A 14482-nucleotide genomic window follows, 5' to 3' on the forward strand; every position below is an offset into this window, starting at 1 on the left:
AATTCGCTGCTGTACTTAGTCATAAGAAAAGCCCCACAATCATCAGACTTATCGTCTAACAATTGTAGGGCACTTCAGCAGCCTTTCACGGTCTTTTAGCCAAATGGGCGCACTGTACTCAGATTACCGGTTCAGCACGGTGACACTTTCGATGCTGGTGGTCTGCGGGAACATGTCCACCGGCTGGGTCTGCTTGGCCTGGTAGCCAAACGCGGCCAGGGCCTTCAGGTCGCGGGCCAGCGTCGCCGGGTTGCAGGAAACGTAAACCATTTTCGGTGGCAGCAAGACGCCGACCGCTGCGATGAACTCCTTGGCCAGCCCCTTGCGCGGCGGATCGACCATCAGGACGTCGACTGGGAGCTGCTGCTCGCGCCACGTCTGCATCACGTCCTCGGCCTTGCCAACTTCAAAGGTGACGTTGCTCAAGCCATTAAGCTTGGCGTTTTCACGCGCATCAGCCACGGCCTCGGGCACGACCTCGACGCCGTAGACGTGCGCCGCGTGCTTGGCCATTGCCAGAGAAATCGTCCCGATCCCGGAATAAGCGTCGATGACGGTTTCTTTGCCCGTCAGCGCCGCCGCCTCGATTGCCTGCGAGTACAGCACCTCGGTTTGCGTCGGGTTGACCTGGTAGAAGGACAGCGGTGAGATGTGGAACGTGTTGCCCAGCAGCTTGTCGGTCAGGTAGGAATGGCCGGCCAGCAGCCGGGTCTTCTTGCCGAGGATCACGTTGGTCCGCTTGTCGTTCAGGTTCAGCATAATGCCGGTCACTTCCGGCAGCGCTTGCTGGATCCCCGCCGCAATATCGTCCTGGTGCGGGATCGCCCATGACGTCACGACCAGGACGATCATCATTTCGTGAGTGTAGTAGCCGCGCCGCACCATGATGTGGCGCACCAGCCCGGTGTTCGTCTGTTCGTCGTAGCCGGTCAGGCCATACTTGCGCAAAAGGTCACGCACCACGAGCACCGCCTGATCGATTTGCGGATCCTGAATGTAGAAGTCTTCCAGCGGCACCAGCTCATGGCTGCGACGCTTAAAGAAGCCAGTGGTGGCCTGACCGTTCAGCTGGCGCACCGGGATCTGCGCCTTGTTGCGGTAGCCGGTCGGGTCAACCATGCCGAGCGTCGGCCGCACCGGGATCTTCAGGCCCTGTTTCTTGAACAGCTCCTGGATCTGGTGCTGCTTGAACTTGAGCTGCGCCGGGTAGGCCAGGTGCTGAAGCGGCGCGATCCCCGTTTGGGTGTAAGCATGGTCGACGGCATCCACGCGGTCAGGCGACGTGGTTTCCAGCCGCTTGAGCTTGGCAAAGCCGTACTGCTTCTCGGTTTTCAACACGTGGACGAGCGCCTTTTCGCCAGGCAGGGTGTCCTCAATGAACAGCGGGTAGCCGTTCACCTTGGCCACGCCCATCCCTTCATAGGTAAGATCCTCGATCGTAACTTCAAGTTCCTGATTCTTGACCACTGGGGTTTTCGCCACCATGGGCCTCCTTTCGCCGCAAAGCGGCAACGCAAAAAATGACTCCACTCACTGTACCAGACCGGCCGGCAAGTCACAAGGCGCAAAACGGGCCTGAGTCAAGGTCTTGACCCAAGCCCGCTTCATTACTTGTTCTCCTCCCCGGAGATCTGGCCGTCGCCGTTCAGATCGCGGTGGGAGATGGTTTCAACTTCTTCGAGGTAATCGTGCTGGCGAATGAGATCGACGTTGAGGTTCTTCTTGGGGATCTCATCGACGTTGGCGTACATCTCAATGTGCTGCTTGAGGTTCACGAACGTCATCGGCGCCGAACCGCCGTAGTCGCCGTCGAGGTTGATCTTCATCTCGCGGTCATCCGTCCGGGTGGCCACGAGCTTCGAGGTCTTCGTGTAGATGATGTTCGAGTCATCCACGTGCCGGCCGCCGTTCAGGACCTTGGCAATCAGCACCAGCATGTCTCCGAAATTGCCGGTTTTGACGACGATCAGCGAGAACTTGCCATCGCCCATGCTGGAATCCGGCACGATCTGTTCAAACCCGCCGACGCTGTTGGTCATCGCCAGCAGGAACATTGACGCCGGCCCGTCGTAAACGCCGTCGTCAAATTCCAAGTGCATTGGCACGGATTGGATCGCTGGCAGCATCTCCGCGCCCTTCACCACGTAGGCAAAGTAGCCAAAGATCGACTTGAACTCGCTTGGCACCTGATAGGTCAGCTCCGTGAGCAGCCCCCCGGCGGCGATGTTCATGAAGTAGTGGTTGTTGGCTTGGCCGATGTCCATCCGAAGCGTCTGGCCCTTCAGGATGATCTTCGCCGCCGCCACCGGATCCTCGCGCGGGATCCGCAGCGCCCGGGCGTAGTCATTGGTGGTCCCGGCCGGGATGATCGCCAGCTTGGGGCGGTGCGCGTGCGGCGCGATGCCGTTGACCACTTCGTTGATGGTGCCATCCCCGCCGGCGCCGACGATCAGGTCAAAGCCGTCCTCGGTGGCCCGACTCGCCTCTTTTTTCGCGGAAAAGGGGGCCGGGGTCGTCTGGAACGCCGAGGCCTCAAAGCCAGCTTGCTCCATCACGTCCAAGATGTCCGCGACGTACCGGCGCATGCCTTCGTTGCCTGAAGTTGGGTTATAGATCAAGCGAGCGCGTGGGCGCATCGCGATCACCTCCTGATTAACGTTTTTTGATTTCTGTCATCAAAATCGTGTTGACGACCTTCGGGTTGGCCTTGCCGTGGGTCTGCTTCATGATCTGACCGACCAAGAAACCGATGGCGCGGGACTTGCCGTTCTTAAAGTCGTCAATGCTCTGCGCGTTGTTGTCCAGAATATCGTCGATGATCGGCGTCAGCTTGGCGGGGTCCGAAAGCTGGACCAGGCCCTTCTCTTCGACCCAGGCCTTTGGATCGACGTCCTCCTTGATGATCTCCTGGAAGACCTTCTTGGCGATCTTACTGGAGATCGTCCCGTCGGCGATCAAGTTGATCATCCCCGCCAGGTGGGCCGGAGTCAGCGCAACGTCCTTGAGCTCCAGGTGTTCGGCGTTCAGGTAGCCGGACACCTCACCCATCAGCCAGTTAGAGGCCTGCTTGGGATCGGCGCCCGCCGCCACCGTGGCCTCAAAGAAGTTGGCCATTTCCATGGTCAACGTCAAAACGCCCGCGTCGTATGCCGGAATGCCCCAGTCCTTGACGTAGCGCGCCCGCCGCTTGGCCGGCGCCTCTGGCAGCTTGGCCTTCACCTCATCGATCCACTGCTGGGAGACAAAGACGGGCGGCAGGTCTGGTTCTGGGAAGTAGCGGTAATCGTCCGCGCCTTCCTTGACCCGCATCAGGATGGTCTCTTTCTTGGCCGGATCCCAGCGCCGCGTCTCCTGGCGCACCGCACCGCCGGCCATGAGCAGCTGGATCTGGCGCTTTTGCTCAAAGGCCAGGCCGTCGCGCACGTGGTTGAACGAGTTCAGGTTCTTGATCTCAGTCTTCGTGCCGAACCCGTCCTGGCCGATCGGCCGCACGGACAAGTTCGTGTCCACGCGCATGGACCCTTCCTCCATTTTGACGTCGGAAGCGCCGGTGAACTGCACGATCTGGCGCAGCTGCTCCAGGTACTGATAGGCCTCTTCCGGGGTCGCAATGTCAGGTTCGGAAACGATCTCGACGAGCGGCGTCCCCTGCCGGTTCAGATCAACGTAAGAATAACCGTCGTCTTCGTGGGAGTTTTTCCCCGCGTCTTCTTCGACGTGAAGTTCGTGAATGCCGATCCGCTTCTTCTTACCGCCCACTTCGATCTCGACGTAGCCGTTAGTGGCCAGCGGGGTCTCGCTTTGCGTGATCTGGTAGGCCTTCGGGTTATCGGGATAGAAGTAGTTCTTGCGGTCAAAATGCGTGTGGCGCGTGATGTCGGCATGCAGCGCCAAGGCGACCATGATCCCGTACGAATACGCGCCCCGGTTGATCGTGGGCAGCGTTCCCGGAAAGCCCCAATCGATCACGTTGGTGTTGACGTTGGGCGCTGCGCCGTAAGAGACCGGGGTCGGCGAGTACATCTTGGATTTCGTCTTGAGCTCGACGTGGACCTCAAGGCCGATGGTAGTTTCAAAATTCATGTTAGTTCGCACCTCCCGGGATCGCATCCTGATAGCCGGTCGCCTGTTCAAAGGCATCGGCGGCCTGCAGCAAGGTCTGCTCGTCAAACTGCTTGCCGATCAGCTGCAGCCCCACTGGCAGCCCGTCGACCAAGCCCGCCGGCACGGACAGCGCCGGCAGCCCAGCCAGGTTGACGGGGATGGTCAGGATGTCGTTCATGTACATCGTGAGCGGATCGGTGACCTTGGCGCCAATCTTGAAGGCCGGCGTCGGCGTGGTAGGGCCAATGATCAAGTCATAGTTTGCAAACACCTGCTCAAAATCACGCGCAATCAGCGTCCGCACCTGCGCGGCCTTCTTGAAGTAGGCGTCGTAAAAGCCCGCTGAAAGGCTGAACGTCCCCAGCATGATCCGGCGCTTGACCTCGGGGCCAAACCCTTCGGAGCGGGACCGCACGTAAACGTCCTCGAGGTTCTTGACGTCCTTGGCCCGAAAGCCGTAGCGAATGCCATCAAAGCGCTGCAGGTTCGAGGAAGCCTCGGAGCTGGCAATGATGTAGTAAGCCGGCACTGCATACTTGGTGTGCGGCAGCGAGACGGTGTCCACCGTCGCGCCTAGCGCGCGGAACTGATCAGCGGCCTTTTGAACCTGAGCGGCGACCTTGGGATCCACGCCTTCGCCGAGATATTCCTCGGGCAGGGCGATCTTCATGCCCTTGATGGACGCGCCCAGCTTGGCCGTGTAATCCGGCACCGCCAGCGCCGCCGTGGTGGCATCTTTGTCGTCATGCCCGGCGATCACGTTCAGCGTCAGCGCCGCATCCCGCACGGTGCGGGTCAAGGACCCGACCACGTCAAGACTGGAGGCAAACGCAATGACGCCCCAGCGCGACACGCGCCCGTACGTTGGCTTCAGGCCCACGATGCCGTTAAAGGCCGCCGGCTGGCGGATCGAGCCGCCGGTATCGGTGCCCAGCGCCATCGGCAGCTGACCCGAGGCGACGGCCGCAGCGGAGCCACCTGATGAACCGCCGGGCACCCGCGTGTGGTCCCAGGCGTTCTTCGTGGTCTTGAAGGCTGAATTTTCGGTGGAAGAGCCCATCGCGAATTCATCCAAGTTGAGCTTGCCGGCAATGATCGCGCCGGCCGCCTGCAGTTTTTCCACCACCGTCGCGTCGTACACCGGCACGAAGTTGTTCAGGATCTTGGACGCCGCCGTGGTCTTGAGGCCTTTGGTGACGATGTTGTCCTTGATGCCCACCGGCACGCCGGCAAGGGGCTGGTCAGCATTGATCCCGGCCGCGTCCACTGCCGCAGCAGCGGCCTTAGCCGCTTCTTCGTTCAGCGTCAAGAACGCGTCCACTTCGGGGTCAATGCGCTTGATGTCCTCAAACGTGGCGTGGGTCAAGGCCGCCGCAGTGAGCTGGCCGCTGGTCAGCGCGGCGTGGAGCTTGGTGATGTCTTGATTGAAATAACTCACGGCTTAGTCGTCCTCCTTATCGATAATGGATGGCACCTGGATCAGCGTGCCCTTCTTGGTCGGCACGTTGGCCAGCAGGTCGTTCACGTCGGTCTCATTGACGGCGACGTCTTCGCGCATCACATTTTCCAGGTGGATACTCTGGGTAGTCACCGGCACGTCTGTGGTGTCGACGGGCTCCAGTTGTGCGACCATGTTCAAGATCTCATCGAGTTGGGCCGTGTACTGCTGCAGCTCGTCTTCCGAAAAGGCCAATTTGGCCAGCCCGGCAACGTGCGCCACACTGTCTTTTGAAATCATGTTCTCCCTACCTTCTTCTCTTTGCGGATGTAATCATCTTAGTTTACCATACCAGCCGCGTCAGGCCGCTGGACCGGCCGTCTTTTTCCGCCGAAAATCTGAACTGGCTGACCCGTGCTGGTCGCCGGTTTGAAACGCACAAACGCCTCACCGCCGCGATTCCAAAACCAAATCGGGAGGGTGAGGCGCCGCCGCGCCAGCCCGCAAGCACGGGTCGCCGGTCGGTTAACGCTCAGTAGCTGTCAAAAACGTGGGTGGTGAAGTCCTTAGCCCCTCTGCTGCGGGAAAGAAACGCCTGGATCCCCTGCGTGGACTGCACGGTGATCTGCACCTTCACCCCGCTGGGCAGGTACTTAGACGCCATCGACCCCACGTACTGCGTGAAGCTTTGGATCTCGGTCAACCCGTAAAACTGCGTATTGATCGTGACGTTCAGGCCGGTCAGCTGGTTGCTTTCGTAATGCGCCTGCGCGGTGACGCCAGCAAGCGTTGGGAAGAAGTTCTCCACGTTGCTTTGGAAGTTGGCGAAGTCGTCAGACACCGTTTGGTTGATCGGCTTTTTGTTGTCGACCGTCGGCAGGACCTCGTTTTGCTGATTGACCGGCTTCCAGTCACTGACCGTGTCCCCAGATGGTGAAAGCACGTAGTCAAAATACGTGCCCCCCACCAGCGAGTCCCGCGCCGCCAGCTTGTACAGGCCAATCAGGATCGGCGTGTCGTTGGCCACGCCCTTCATGCGGCGCACCCGCGTCACGACTTCCTGGGCCATGCGCTTGCCCTGCGCGGTCATCGCCGCGTCGGTGATGTGGGTGGTGTAGGTCGCGCCGTACTTCACTTTCTGATAGTAGTCATACTCGTTCATCCCCAGCGCAATGGCGACCCCGCCGAGAGTCATCTTCGCGCCGGCCTGCGTCATGTAGTCCTGCTCGAGGATCGTTTGCAAGTATGTCGGGACCCGCTTATTGGCATCGGTGCTTTTATTGCTCTTGGGGTTCAACCCCTCCGCGTCCTTAGCCGACTTGTGGGCCAGCCATTTCCGCGTCGTGGCCGTGGTCAGTAGCTGGCCCTCCTCAAACAGATACTTGGAGGTGGCAAACTGCTTTTGCGAGAGTGCCTGCAGCCCGGCCTCCATGCTCTTAATGTTAAAGGCGTTGCCGTCCTGCTGGTTCTGCGTCAGCTGCAGGCCGCGGGCACTGGAGGTCTGGTAGCGGCCGTCCTTGATAACCCCTTCGTACATGCTGGCATCCGTGGTGCCAGTGGTGGTGTACTTGCTGGCGCTGCTGCCGGAGCCCTTACCGGCAGCGCTCGAGTTAAAACTCAGGTTGCCGCACGCCGCAAGCAGCGCCGCCGTCGCGATCAACGCCGCGGCCAAAATTTTCTTCATCAACCAATGCCTCACTTATAGTTTCGTTTGTAGTTCTGCTTCGTCCATCACTGGCACGGCCAAGGCCTGGGCCTTGGCGAGCTTGGAGCCGGCCTTGGCCCCCGCCACCAGCAGGTCCGTTTTCTTCGACACCGAGCCGGTGACCTTGGCCCCCAGCGCCTGCAGCTGAGCGGTCAGCGCCGGTCTCGTGAAGGCCGCGAAGGTGCCGGTGATCACCACGGTCTTGCCGGAGAAGTAACTGTCAGTTGCCGCCTGGGCCGGGCCGTTAAAGCGCAAGTTCACGCCGGCCCGCCGGAAATCCTCGATCAGCGTCTTCGCGGTGTCCCGGTTAAAGTACTGCACCACGCTGGCCGCGATAGTGGGGCCAATGTTTGGCACAGCGGCGATGGTTTCCTCATCGGCCGCCATCAGGGTGTCAATGTCACCAAAGTGCGCCGCCAGCAGCCGCGCGGCTTTGGCGCCGACGTGGCGAATGCCTAAGCCAAATAGTAGGCGTTCCACCGAGTTCTGCCGACTGGTGTCGATGGCCTTTAACAAATTATTAATGGACTTTTCCTTGAACTTATCCAGGGTACTCAGGTCAGCCGCCGTCAGTGCGTACAGGTCGGCCACGTCTTTGACGAGGCCCTTAGCCTGCAGCTGGGCAATGATCTTCGGCCCCAGCCCATCGATGTTCATCGCCAGCCGGCTGGCAAAATGCGTCAGCTGCTCTTGCACCTGAGCCGGGCACATCGGGTTGATGCACCGCAGCGCCACCTCACCGTCGACGTGCACCAACGCCTGCCCACACGACGGGCAGGCAGTAGGGATCGGTGCCGGCTGCGAATCTTCTGGGCGCTTGCTTAGGACCACAGCGGAGACTTCCGGAATGATGTCGCCGGCCTTGTGCAACAGCACGGTGTCACCGATGCGAATGTCCTTGCTTTGGATCATGTCCGCATTGTGCAGCGTGGCGCGGGCCACGGTGGTACCGGCCAGCGGCACGGGATCCATCACGGCCGTGGGCGTCACCACGCCGGTGCGGCCGATGGTCCATTCAATGGCCCGCACGACGGTTTCCGCCTCCTCAGGGGGAAACTTATAGGCGATCTCCCACCGCGGCACTTTGACCGTGTTGCCCAGGCGCTGCTGCAGCGGCAGGCTGTTGACCTTGACCACAATGCCGTCAATGCCGTACGCCAAGGCGTCGCGGTCTGCGGTTTGCTCGGCGATGTAGGCATCCATCTGGTTCAAATCGTCGGTGGTGAGCGAGCTCGGATTCGTGACAAACCCGAGGTCCTTCATGAAGGCGATGGCCTCACGCTGCGTCGTCACGTTAAAGCGCGCAGGATCGATCAGGGTGTAGAGGAACGTGGCCAAGGCGCGTGCCTGCGTCACCTTGGGATCGAGCTGCCGCAAGCTGCCGGCCGCCGCGTTGCGGGGGTTGGCAAACGTCGCCAGGCCCTGTGCTTCCCGTGCGGCGTTCAGCTTGACAAACGCCGCCTTGGGCATGTAACACTCACCGCGCACTTCGAGGCTCAGCGGCTTGTTGAGCTGGTGGGGAATGTCTTTGATGGTCATGACGTTGGCCGTCACGTCCTCCCCGACGTTCCCATCACCGCGCGTGGAGCCCTGAACCAGCTTGCCGTTTTCGTAGACCAAAGACAGCGACAGACCGTCGATCTTGAGTTCCACGTTGTAGTCCACCGGCTCCTCTACGCCGGCCTCCAGCCGCGCGGCCCAGTCCTGCAGCTCCGCCAGCGAAAACACGTCGCCCATCGACAGCATGGGCACGGCGTGCGGCACCTTGGCAAAGTCGTTATCGACGCTACCGCCGACGGCCTGCGTGGGCGAGTCTGGCAGCACCAAATCGGGGTACTGGGCCTCCAAGGCTAAAAGCCGCTGATACGCCACGTCGTACGCGTGATCGTCAACAGTCGGCGCATCCTGGTCGTAGTACTCCCGGCGCCACTGGTTGAGCTGATCGACCAGCGGCTGGACCGCGGCGCTCGCCTCGCTGTGCGTCATGCCCTTGATGCCTTTATCTGCCATGGGTGACCCTCCTAATCGATGTGCTTAGTGATCGGGGCGAACGCGGCCAGCAGCCGCTTAACGCCCATCTCCGGAAACGCAATGTCGAGCTCCTGGTCGTCGCCTGCGCCAGCCACCTTGACAATGGTGCCCACGCCCCACTTGCGGTGCTCGGCCTTGTCGCCGACGCGCCAGCTGGTCTTGCCGGCGGCACTGGTCGGTGCGCCAGCGTTCTCCACGACCTTGGCGTGCGTCCCTTGCGGATGCCGCGAATAAGTCGGCGTGACCGCGCGGGCGGTGCGGTTTGCCTCCCGGTCGAACGGGTACTGCGATTTTGGCGCCTGCTGGCCAACCGTTTCCAGCAGCGCCGGGTCAATTTCGTCAATAAAGCGGCTTTGCGGGTTGCTCTGCCGCTGACCGTACAGCATCCGCGAGTACGCGTTGCTCAAGTACAGCTTGGCTTTGGCCCGGGTGATGCCCACGTAGGCCAGACGGCGCTCCTCTTCCATTTCCTTTTCTGACATGGCACTGCGGCTGAGCGGGAACAAGCCCTCTTCCATGCCCACCATGAAGACGACCGGAAACTCCAAGCCTTTGGCGGCGTGCAGCGTCATCAAGGTGACCTCCTGCGCGTTTTCCTCAACGTCGTCCTGGTCGGACACCAGGGCCAGGTCGGCAATGAAGTCGACGAAAATGTCGCTGTCTTCTTCCTGCGGCTGGTAGCGGGCGTCAAACTGCTGGGTCACCGAGAGCAATTCCTGCAGGTTCTCGATGCGGGTGTCGGCCTCGACCGTGCCGGCGTTTTTCAGCGCGGGCAGGTAGCCGGTGTCGTCCAGGATGGCTTCCATCAGGTCAGTCACGCTGCCCTTCGCCTTGGCCGCCTGGATTTTGGCGATGGTCTGGCCAAACGCCGCCAGGGCGCCGCGGGCTTTTCCGGACACCGCAGACAGCTCGGCGTTTTGGGCCGCCTCCAGCAGTGACCAGCCGTTTTGGGTGGCAAAGGCCTGCAGCTTCTCCATTGACGTGTCCCCGATGCCGCGCTTGGGCTCGTTGACGATGCGGTTAAAGCTCATGTCGTCAGCCGGATTGATCACAAGGCGGAAGTAGGCCAGGGCGTCTCTGATCTCCTTGCGGTCGTAGAACTTGTGGCCGCCGACCATCTTATAAGGGATGTTGCTTTTGACAAAGGCCTCTTCGATCGCACGCGACTGGGCGTTGGTGCGGTAGAGGATCGCGAAGTCGCCGTACTTGCGCTTGCCGTCCGCGATGGCCTGCTCGATCGTCTTGATCACAAAATACGCCTCGTCGAGCTCGCTTTGCGCCCGGTAGTAGGTGATCTTGTCGCCGGTCTTGTTCTCCGTCCACAGCGTCTTGACCTGGCGCTTCTTGTTGTTCTTGATCACGTCGTTGGCGGCGTTCAGGATGGTCTTGGTCGAGCGGTAGTTCTGCTCGAGCAGCACCACCTGGGCGTCCGGGTAATCCTTTTGGAAATCCAGGATATTCTGCATGTTCGCCCCGCGCCAGCCGTAAATGCTCTGATCGGCATCCCCGACCACGCAAAGGTTGCGGTAGCCGTCCGCCAGCATGTGCACCAGCTGGTACTGGGCCTCGTTGGTGTCCTGGTACTCGTCGACGTGGATGTACTGGAACTTGTTTTGATAGAACCGCAGCGTCTCCGGGTCCTTTTGAAACAGGACGATGGTCTGCATGATCAGGTCATCGAAATCCAGCGCCTGGTCCGAGCGCATCCGTTTTTGGTACTCGGCGTAGACACTGGCCGCCACCTGCTCAAACGGCGTCCCCGCCGTTTTGGCGTAATCTTCGGGCGTCTTCAGGTCATTTTTGGCGTTAGAGATCGCCGCCAGTAGCGCCTTGGGGTCATAGCGCTTGGGGTCGAGGTTCAAATCACTCAGAATGTGCTTGACCAGCGTCTTCTGCTCGGCGGGATCCGCGATGGTGAAGGCGCGGTTCATGCCCAATTTCTCGATGTCGCGGCGCAAGATCCGCACGCACAGCGCATGGAACGTCGAGACCCACACGTCCTTGGCCAGCTCCGGATCCAGCATCCGACCGATCCGGTCCTTCATTTCGCGCGCCGCCTTGTTCGTGAAGGTGATGGCAAGGATCCGCCACGGGTTGATCCCCTTGTCCTCGATCAGGTAGGCCACGCGGTGGGTCAGGACCCGCGTTTTGCCCGAGCCCGCGCCGGCCATGATCAATAGCGGCCCTTCGGTGGCCAGCACCGCCTCAGATTGTTTGTCGTTCATGCCTTTCAGTAGTGCAGCCTTCATGATATCGTCCTTCCCAGTTTTGCTAAGACTCATTGTACCAAAAAAAGGCCCGCCACGATAGCGAGCCAGCGGTGCGAAAACGGCTTCACGCCGCGGTTTAGCGCGGTTGTCAAAACGCCATTTTCCCTGGAACCGCCGCTTCGGCCTAGTGCCACCGGTTGGGCGCCGAGGGTCAGCCTCGGGCCAAAAGCTTTAGTTAATGTCCCCATCCTTCAAACTGGTGGCGCGAAAAACTTGATCGAACTCTGCCACCAAGGCCTCGGGATCACGTGCCTGCTCTTGCAGGTAGGCATACAGCGCGTAAGTCGTGACCGCATCATAGACCGCCCCGTGGGCGAGCAGGCTCAGCCCCAGGTAATGGCGGTAGGTCGTCAGGCTGACCTCCGGGCTGCCCGGCATCGGGCCGGCCTGTTTGGCCAACTGGGCCACGTCGATCAGACGGTACGGCTGCGGATACAGGTTGAACTGGCGCCGCAGGACCGGCAGATCCCCGCCGTGCATGGAAAACCCCAGCAGGCTGTCCTCACCGATAAAGTCGATGAACTGCCGGATCGCGATGTTCGCCGGCAGGCCGTAGCGGCTCAGGGTATCCTCGTGGATCCCGGTAACGCGCTGTGAATAGACGTTGAGGTGGCGCCGCGCCGGGACCTGGACAAAGGCGTTGAACGTATCGGTGATGTGATTGGCCCGGACCTTGACCGCGCCGATTTCGGTAATGAACATCCCCTCACGCGCGTTGCCGCTGGAAAACTCCAAGTCAAAGGCCGTGAAATCAGTGACTGCGGTCTTGCCGTACAGCACCGGCCGCTCGCCGCGGCTCAGCGCCGCCGAGCGCGTTCGCGCAAACTGCCGGCTTGCCAAGTGCTTGGCGCGGGCCAAGACCTCCTGCTGCTGCCCACTGCCTGCTTTACCGCCCTGGCTGCGCACCCCGACCACGATCGGCGGCATCGGCAAGTCGCCCAAGAACCCGTGGGCCCAAGGCTTGGCGAGCTTGGCCTGGGTCACCTTCACCCCGCCTGCTTGCAGAGCATGCAGCGTGCCGGCCGCCACCGGTCCGTACAGCGTCGCCCGCACCGGCGCGGCATCGGCGTCCAGGCGCCACTGGTGCAACAGCGCCTGCAGCGCCAGCAGCTGGTTTTGAATTTGGCGAATATCCCGCCACCGCGGGTAAAGGGCCTGCGGCAGCTTGGTGAGGTCACGCAGCGCCAGCACGTAGCTGTTCAGGATCCCCCGCAGCAGCCGGTCCGCCGCCTGACCGGGGCGCGGGCCGTGCGGCTGCACGACCGTCTCCCCCAGCGCCAGGGGAACGCCTTGGGCGATGGCCCGCGGCCACAGCCCGCGCAGGTGCAGTGTCAGCGTGTCATCCTCACCCGCCGCCCCGCTGATCTGGCGCGGGTCGCCGCCGGCAAACGCGGCGAGCAGCCGCACGACCGCCGTCACCTGCTCCTGCCACGCGGTTTCAGCCAGCGGTTTTTGTACTAATCCTTTAACTTCCTCGACGTCCATGCCGGTCCACTCCATTCCCAATCAGCCTACCTAAATCAGCGGGGCTTTGCAAGCGCTCACCCTGCGGCGATCACCCCACCGCCTGATGAAAAAGCGTCCCGGCACCGCGATTCCAAGAACGAATCATGATACCGAGACGCCTACAAGCAGCAGCTAGGCTAAGCCCACCCGCGCGAAGATTTCGGCCACGTGGCGCAGGTGGTAGTGATAATCAAAAGCGTCATCCAGGGCGGCCTGCGTCAGCCGCGACGTCACTGCCGGATCAGCTTCCAGCAGCTGCCGGAAGTCGCGGTGCTCATCCCAGGCCTGCGCCGTTTTTGGCTGGACCAGGTCGTAGGCGGCCTCGCGGCTCATCCCGGCTTCGATCAGCTTCAGCATCACCCGCTGGCTGTAGATCAGGCCGTGGGTCTTTTGCATGTTGGCCTTCATCGTCTCTGGGAACACGTCCAAGTTGGCCACGATGCCGGTGAACCGGTGCAGGATGTAATCAAGCAGGCCGGTGGCGTCTGGCAGCATCATGCGCTCAGCCGAGCTGTGCGAAATGTCGCGCTCGTGCCACAGTGGCACGTCCTCGAGCGCCGGCGTCGCGTAACCGCGAATGATCCGGGCCAGGCCCGTGACGTTCTCCGAACTGATCGGGTTGCGCTTGTGCGGCATGGCAGAGCTGCCCTTCTGGCCGGCGTTGAAATGTTCTTCAACTTCGTGGACCTCGGTGCGCTGCAGGTGGCGGATCTCCAAAGCAAAGCGTTCAATGGACGTCGCGATCAAGGCCAGCGTCTGAATGTAGTGCGCGTGTAAGTCGCGCGGCAAGACCTGGGTGGACACCTCCTGAGCACGGATCCCCAAGTGCTCGCAGACGTACGCTTCCACTGCCGGCGGGGTGTTGGCAAAGGTGCCGACCGCGCCGGAGATCTTCCCGGCTTCAACGTCTGCAGCCGCATCGTCGAACCGCTTCAGGTCCCGCTTCAGCTCGGAGTACCAGGTCAAAAGCACGAGCCCGAACGTTGTCGGCTCGGCATGTACACCGTGGGTCCGCCCCATCATGACGGTGTCTTGAAACTCCTTGGCCCGGCGCCCGACCACGGCCAGCAAAGCCTCCAGGTCGGCGCGCAGGATGGCATTGGCCTGCTTTAAAACCGCCCCCTGCGCGGTATCGACCACGTCCGTACTGGTCAGGCCAAAGTGGACCCATTTTTTCTCCGGGCCCAGCGACTCGGAGACGGTGCGCGTGAAGGCGACCACGTCATGGCGCGTGACGGCCTCGACCTCGTGGATCCGGTCGACGGAAAAACGGGCGTTTTGGCGCAGCGCCTTGACGTCGGTGGCCGGGATCTCCCCGAGCTGACTCCAGGCCTCTGCCGCCAGCAGCTCAACTTCGAGCCACGCCCGGTACCGGTTCTCTTCTGTCCACACCGCGGCCATCTCGGGGCGGCTGTATCGATCGATCAT

The 14482-nt window shown here is 61.4% G+C and carries 10 protein-coding genes; all 10 read right to left on the reverse strand.

What is annotated here, in order from left to right; all coding sequences use genetic code 11:
* Positions 1-123: 123 nt before the first annotated feature.
* Positions 124-1482 (reverse strand): 23S rRNA (uracil(1939)-C(5))-methyltransferase RlmD, encoded by a 1359-nt coding sequence (gene rlmD / locus EKM85_RS09130; protein WP_125586169.1) that lies wholly within the window; start codon positions 1480-1482, stop codon positions 124-126.
* A gap of 125 nt (positions 1483-1607) precedes the next feature.
* Complete coding sequence (locus EKM85_RS09135) at positions 1608-2636, reverse strand: diacylglycerol kinase (protein WP_125586171.1); 1029 nt, start codon at positions 2634-2636, stop codon at positions 1608-1610.
* Positions 2637-2652: 16 nt separating this feature from the next.
* Positions 2653-4083 (reverse strand): Asp-tRNA(Asn)/Glu-tRNA(Gln) amidotransferase subunit GatB, encoded by a 1431-nt coding sequence (gene gatB / locus EKM85_RS09140; protein WP_125586174.1) that lies wholly within the window; start codon positions 4081-4083, stop codon positions 2653-2655.
* 1 nt (position 4084) lies between these two features.
* Complete coding sequence (gene gatA / locus EKM85_RS09145; RefSeq protein WP_125586176.1) at positions 4085-5542, reverse strand: Asp-tRNA(Asn)/Glu-tRNA(Gln) amidotransferase subunit GatA; 1458 nt, start codon at positions 5540-5542, stop codon at positions 4085-4087.
* A gap of 3 nt (positions 5543-5545) precedes the next feature.
* The gene (gene gatC, locus EKM85_RS09150) at positions 5546-5842 is read right to left on the reverse strand and encodes an Asp-tRNA(Asn)/Glu-tRNA(Gln) amidotransferase subunit GatC (RefSeq protein WP_125586178.1); all 297 of its coding nucleotides are present in this window, start codon (positions 5840-5842) and stop codon (positions 5546-5548) included.
* 232 nt (positions 5843-6074) lie between these two features.
* Complete coding sequence (locus EKM85_RS09155) at positions 6075-7226, reverse strand: CamS family sex pheromone protein (RefSeq protein WP_125586181.1); 1152 nt, start codon at positions 7224-7226, stop codon at positions 6075-6077.
* Between the two features lie 15 nt (positions 7227-7241).
* Positions 7242-9257, reverse strand: a complete 2016-nt coding sequence (gene ligA / locus EKM85_RS09160) for an NAD-dependent DNA ligase LigA (protein WP_125586182.1) — start codon at positions 9255-9257, stop codon at positions 7242-7244.
* A gap of 11 nt (positions 9258-9268) precedes the next feature.
* Entirely contained in the window at positions 9269-11527 is a 2259-nt protein-coding gene (pcrA, locus tag EKM85_RS09165; RefSeq protein WP_379882458.1) for a DNA helicase PcrA, read from the reverse strand.
* 192 nt (positions 11528-11719) lie between these two features.
* Positions 11720-13033 carry a 3'-5' exonuclease gene (locus tag EKM85_RS09170; protein WP_164510732.1) on the reverse strand — a complete coding sequence of 438 codons (1314 nt, stop codon included), beginning with the start codon at positions 13031-13033 and terminating at the stop codon, positions 11720-11722.
* A 153-nt stretch (positions 13034-13186) separates the two neighbouring features.
* A complete protein-coding gene (purB, locus tag EKM85_RS09175) occupies positions 13187-14482 on the reverse strand; it encodes an adenylosuccinate lyase (protein ID WP_125586186.1) in 1296 nt (431 codons plus the stop codon).

It is taken from the genome of Lacticaseibacillus jixianensis (genome assembly GCF_003946485.1).
GTDB classification, from domain to species: Bacteria; Bacillota; Bacilli; order Lactobacillales; family Lactobacillaceae; genus Lacticaseibacillus; species Lacticaseibacillus jixianensis.

Excerpts from the sequence above, each read along its gene's own strand:
- EKM85_RS09155 (WP_125586181.1), bottom strand. The coding sequence starts at position 7,226 with ATGAAGAAAATTTTGGCCGCGGCGTTGATCGCGACGGCGGCGCTGCTT.
- gatB (WP_125586174.1), bottom strand. The coding sequence starts at position 4,083 with ATGAATTTTGAAACTACCATCGGCCTTGAGGTCCACGTCGAGCTCAAG.
- ligA (WP_125586182.1), bottom strand. The coding sequence starts at position 9,257 with ATGGCAGATAAAGGCATCAAGGGCATGACGCACAGCGAGGCGAGCGCC.
- purB (WP_125586186.1), bottom strand. The coding sequence starts at position 14,482 with ATGATCGATCGATACAGCCGCCCCGAGATGGCCGCGGTGTGGACAGAA.
- pcrA (WP_379882458.1), bottom strand. The coding sequence starts at position 11,527 with ATGAAGGCTGCACTACTGAAAGGCATGAACGACAAACAATCTGAGGCG.
- EKM85_RS09170 (WP_164510732.1), bottom strand. The coding sequence starts at position 13,033 with ATGGACGTCGAGGAAGTTAAAGGATTAGTACAAAAACCGCTGGCTGAA.
- EKM85_RS09135 (WP_125586171.1), bottom strand. The coding sequence starts at position 2,636 with ATGCGCCCACGCGCTCGCTTGATCTATAACCCAACTTCAGGCAACGAA.
- gatC (WP_125586178.1), bottom strand. The coding sequence starts at position 5,842 with ATGATTTCAAAAGACAGTGTGGCGCACGTTGCCGGGCTGGCCAAATTG.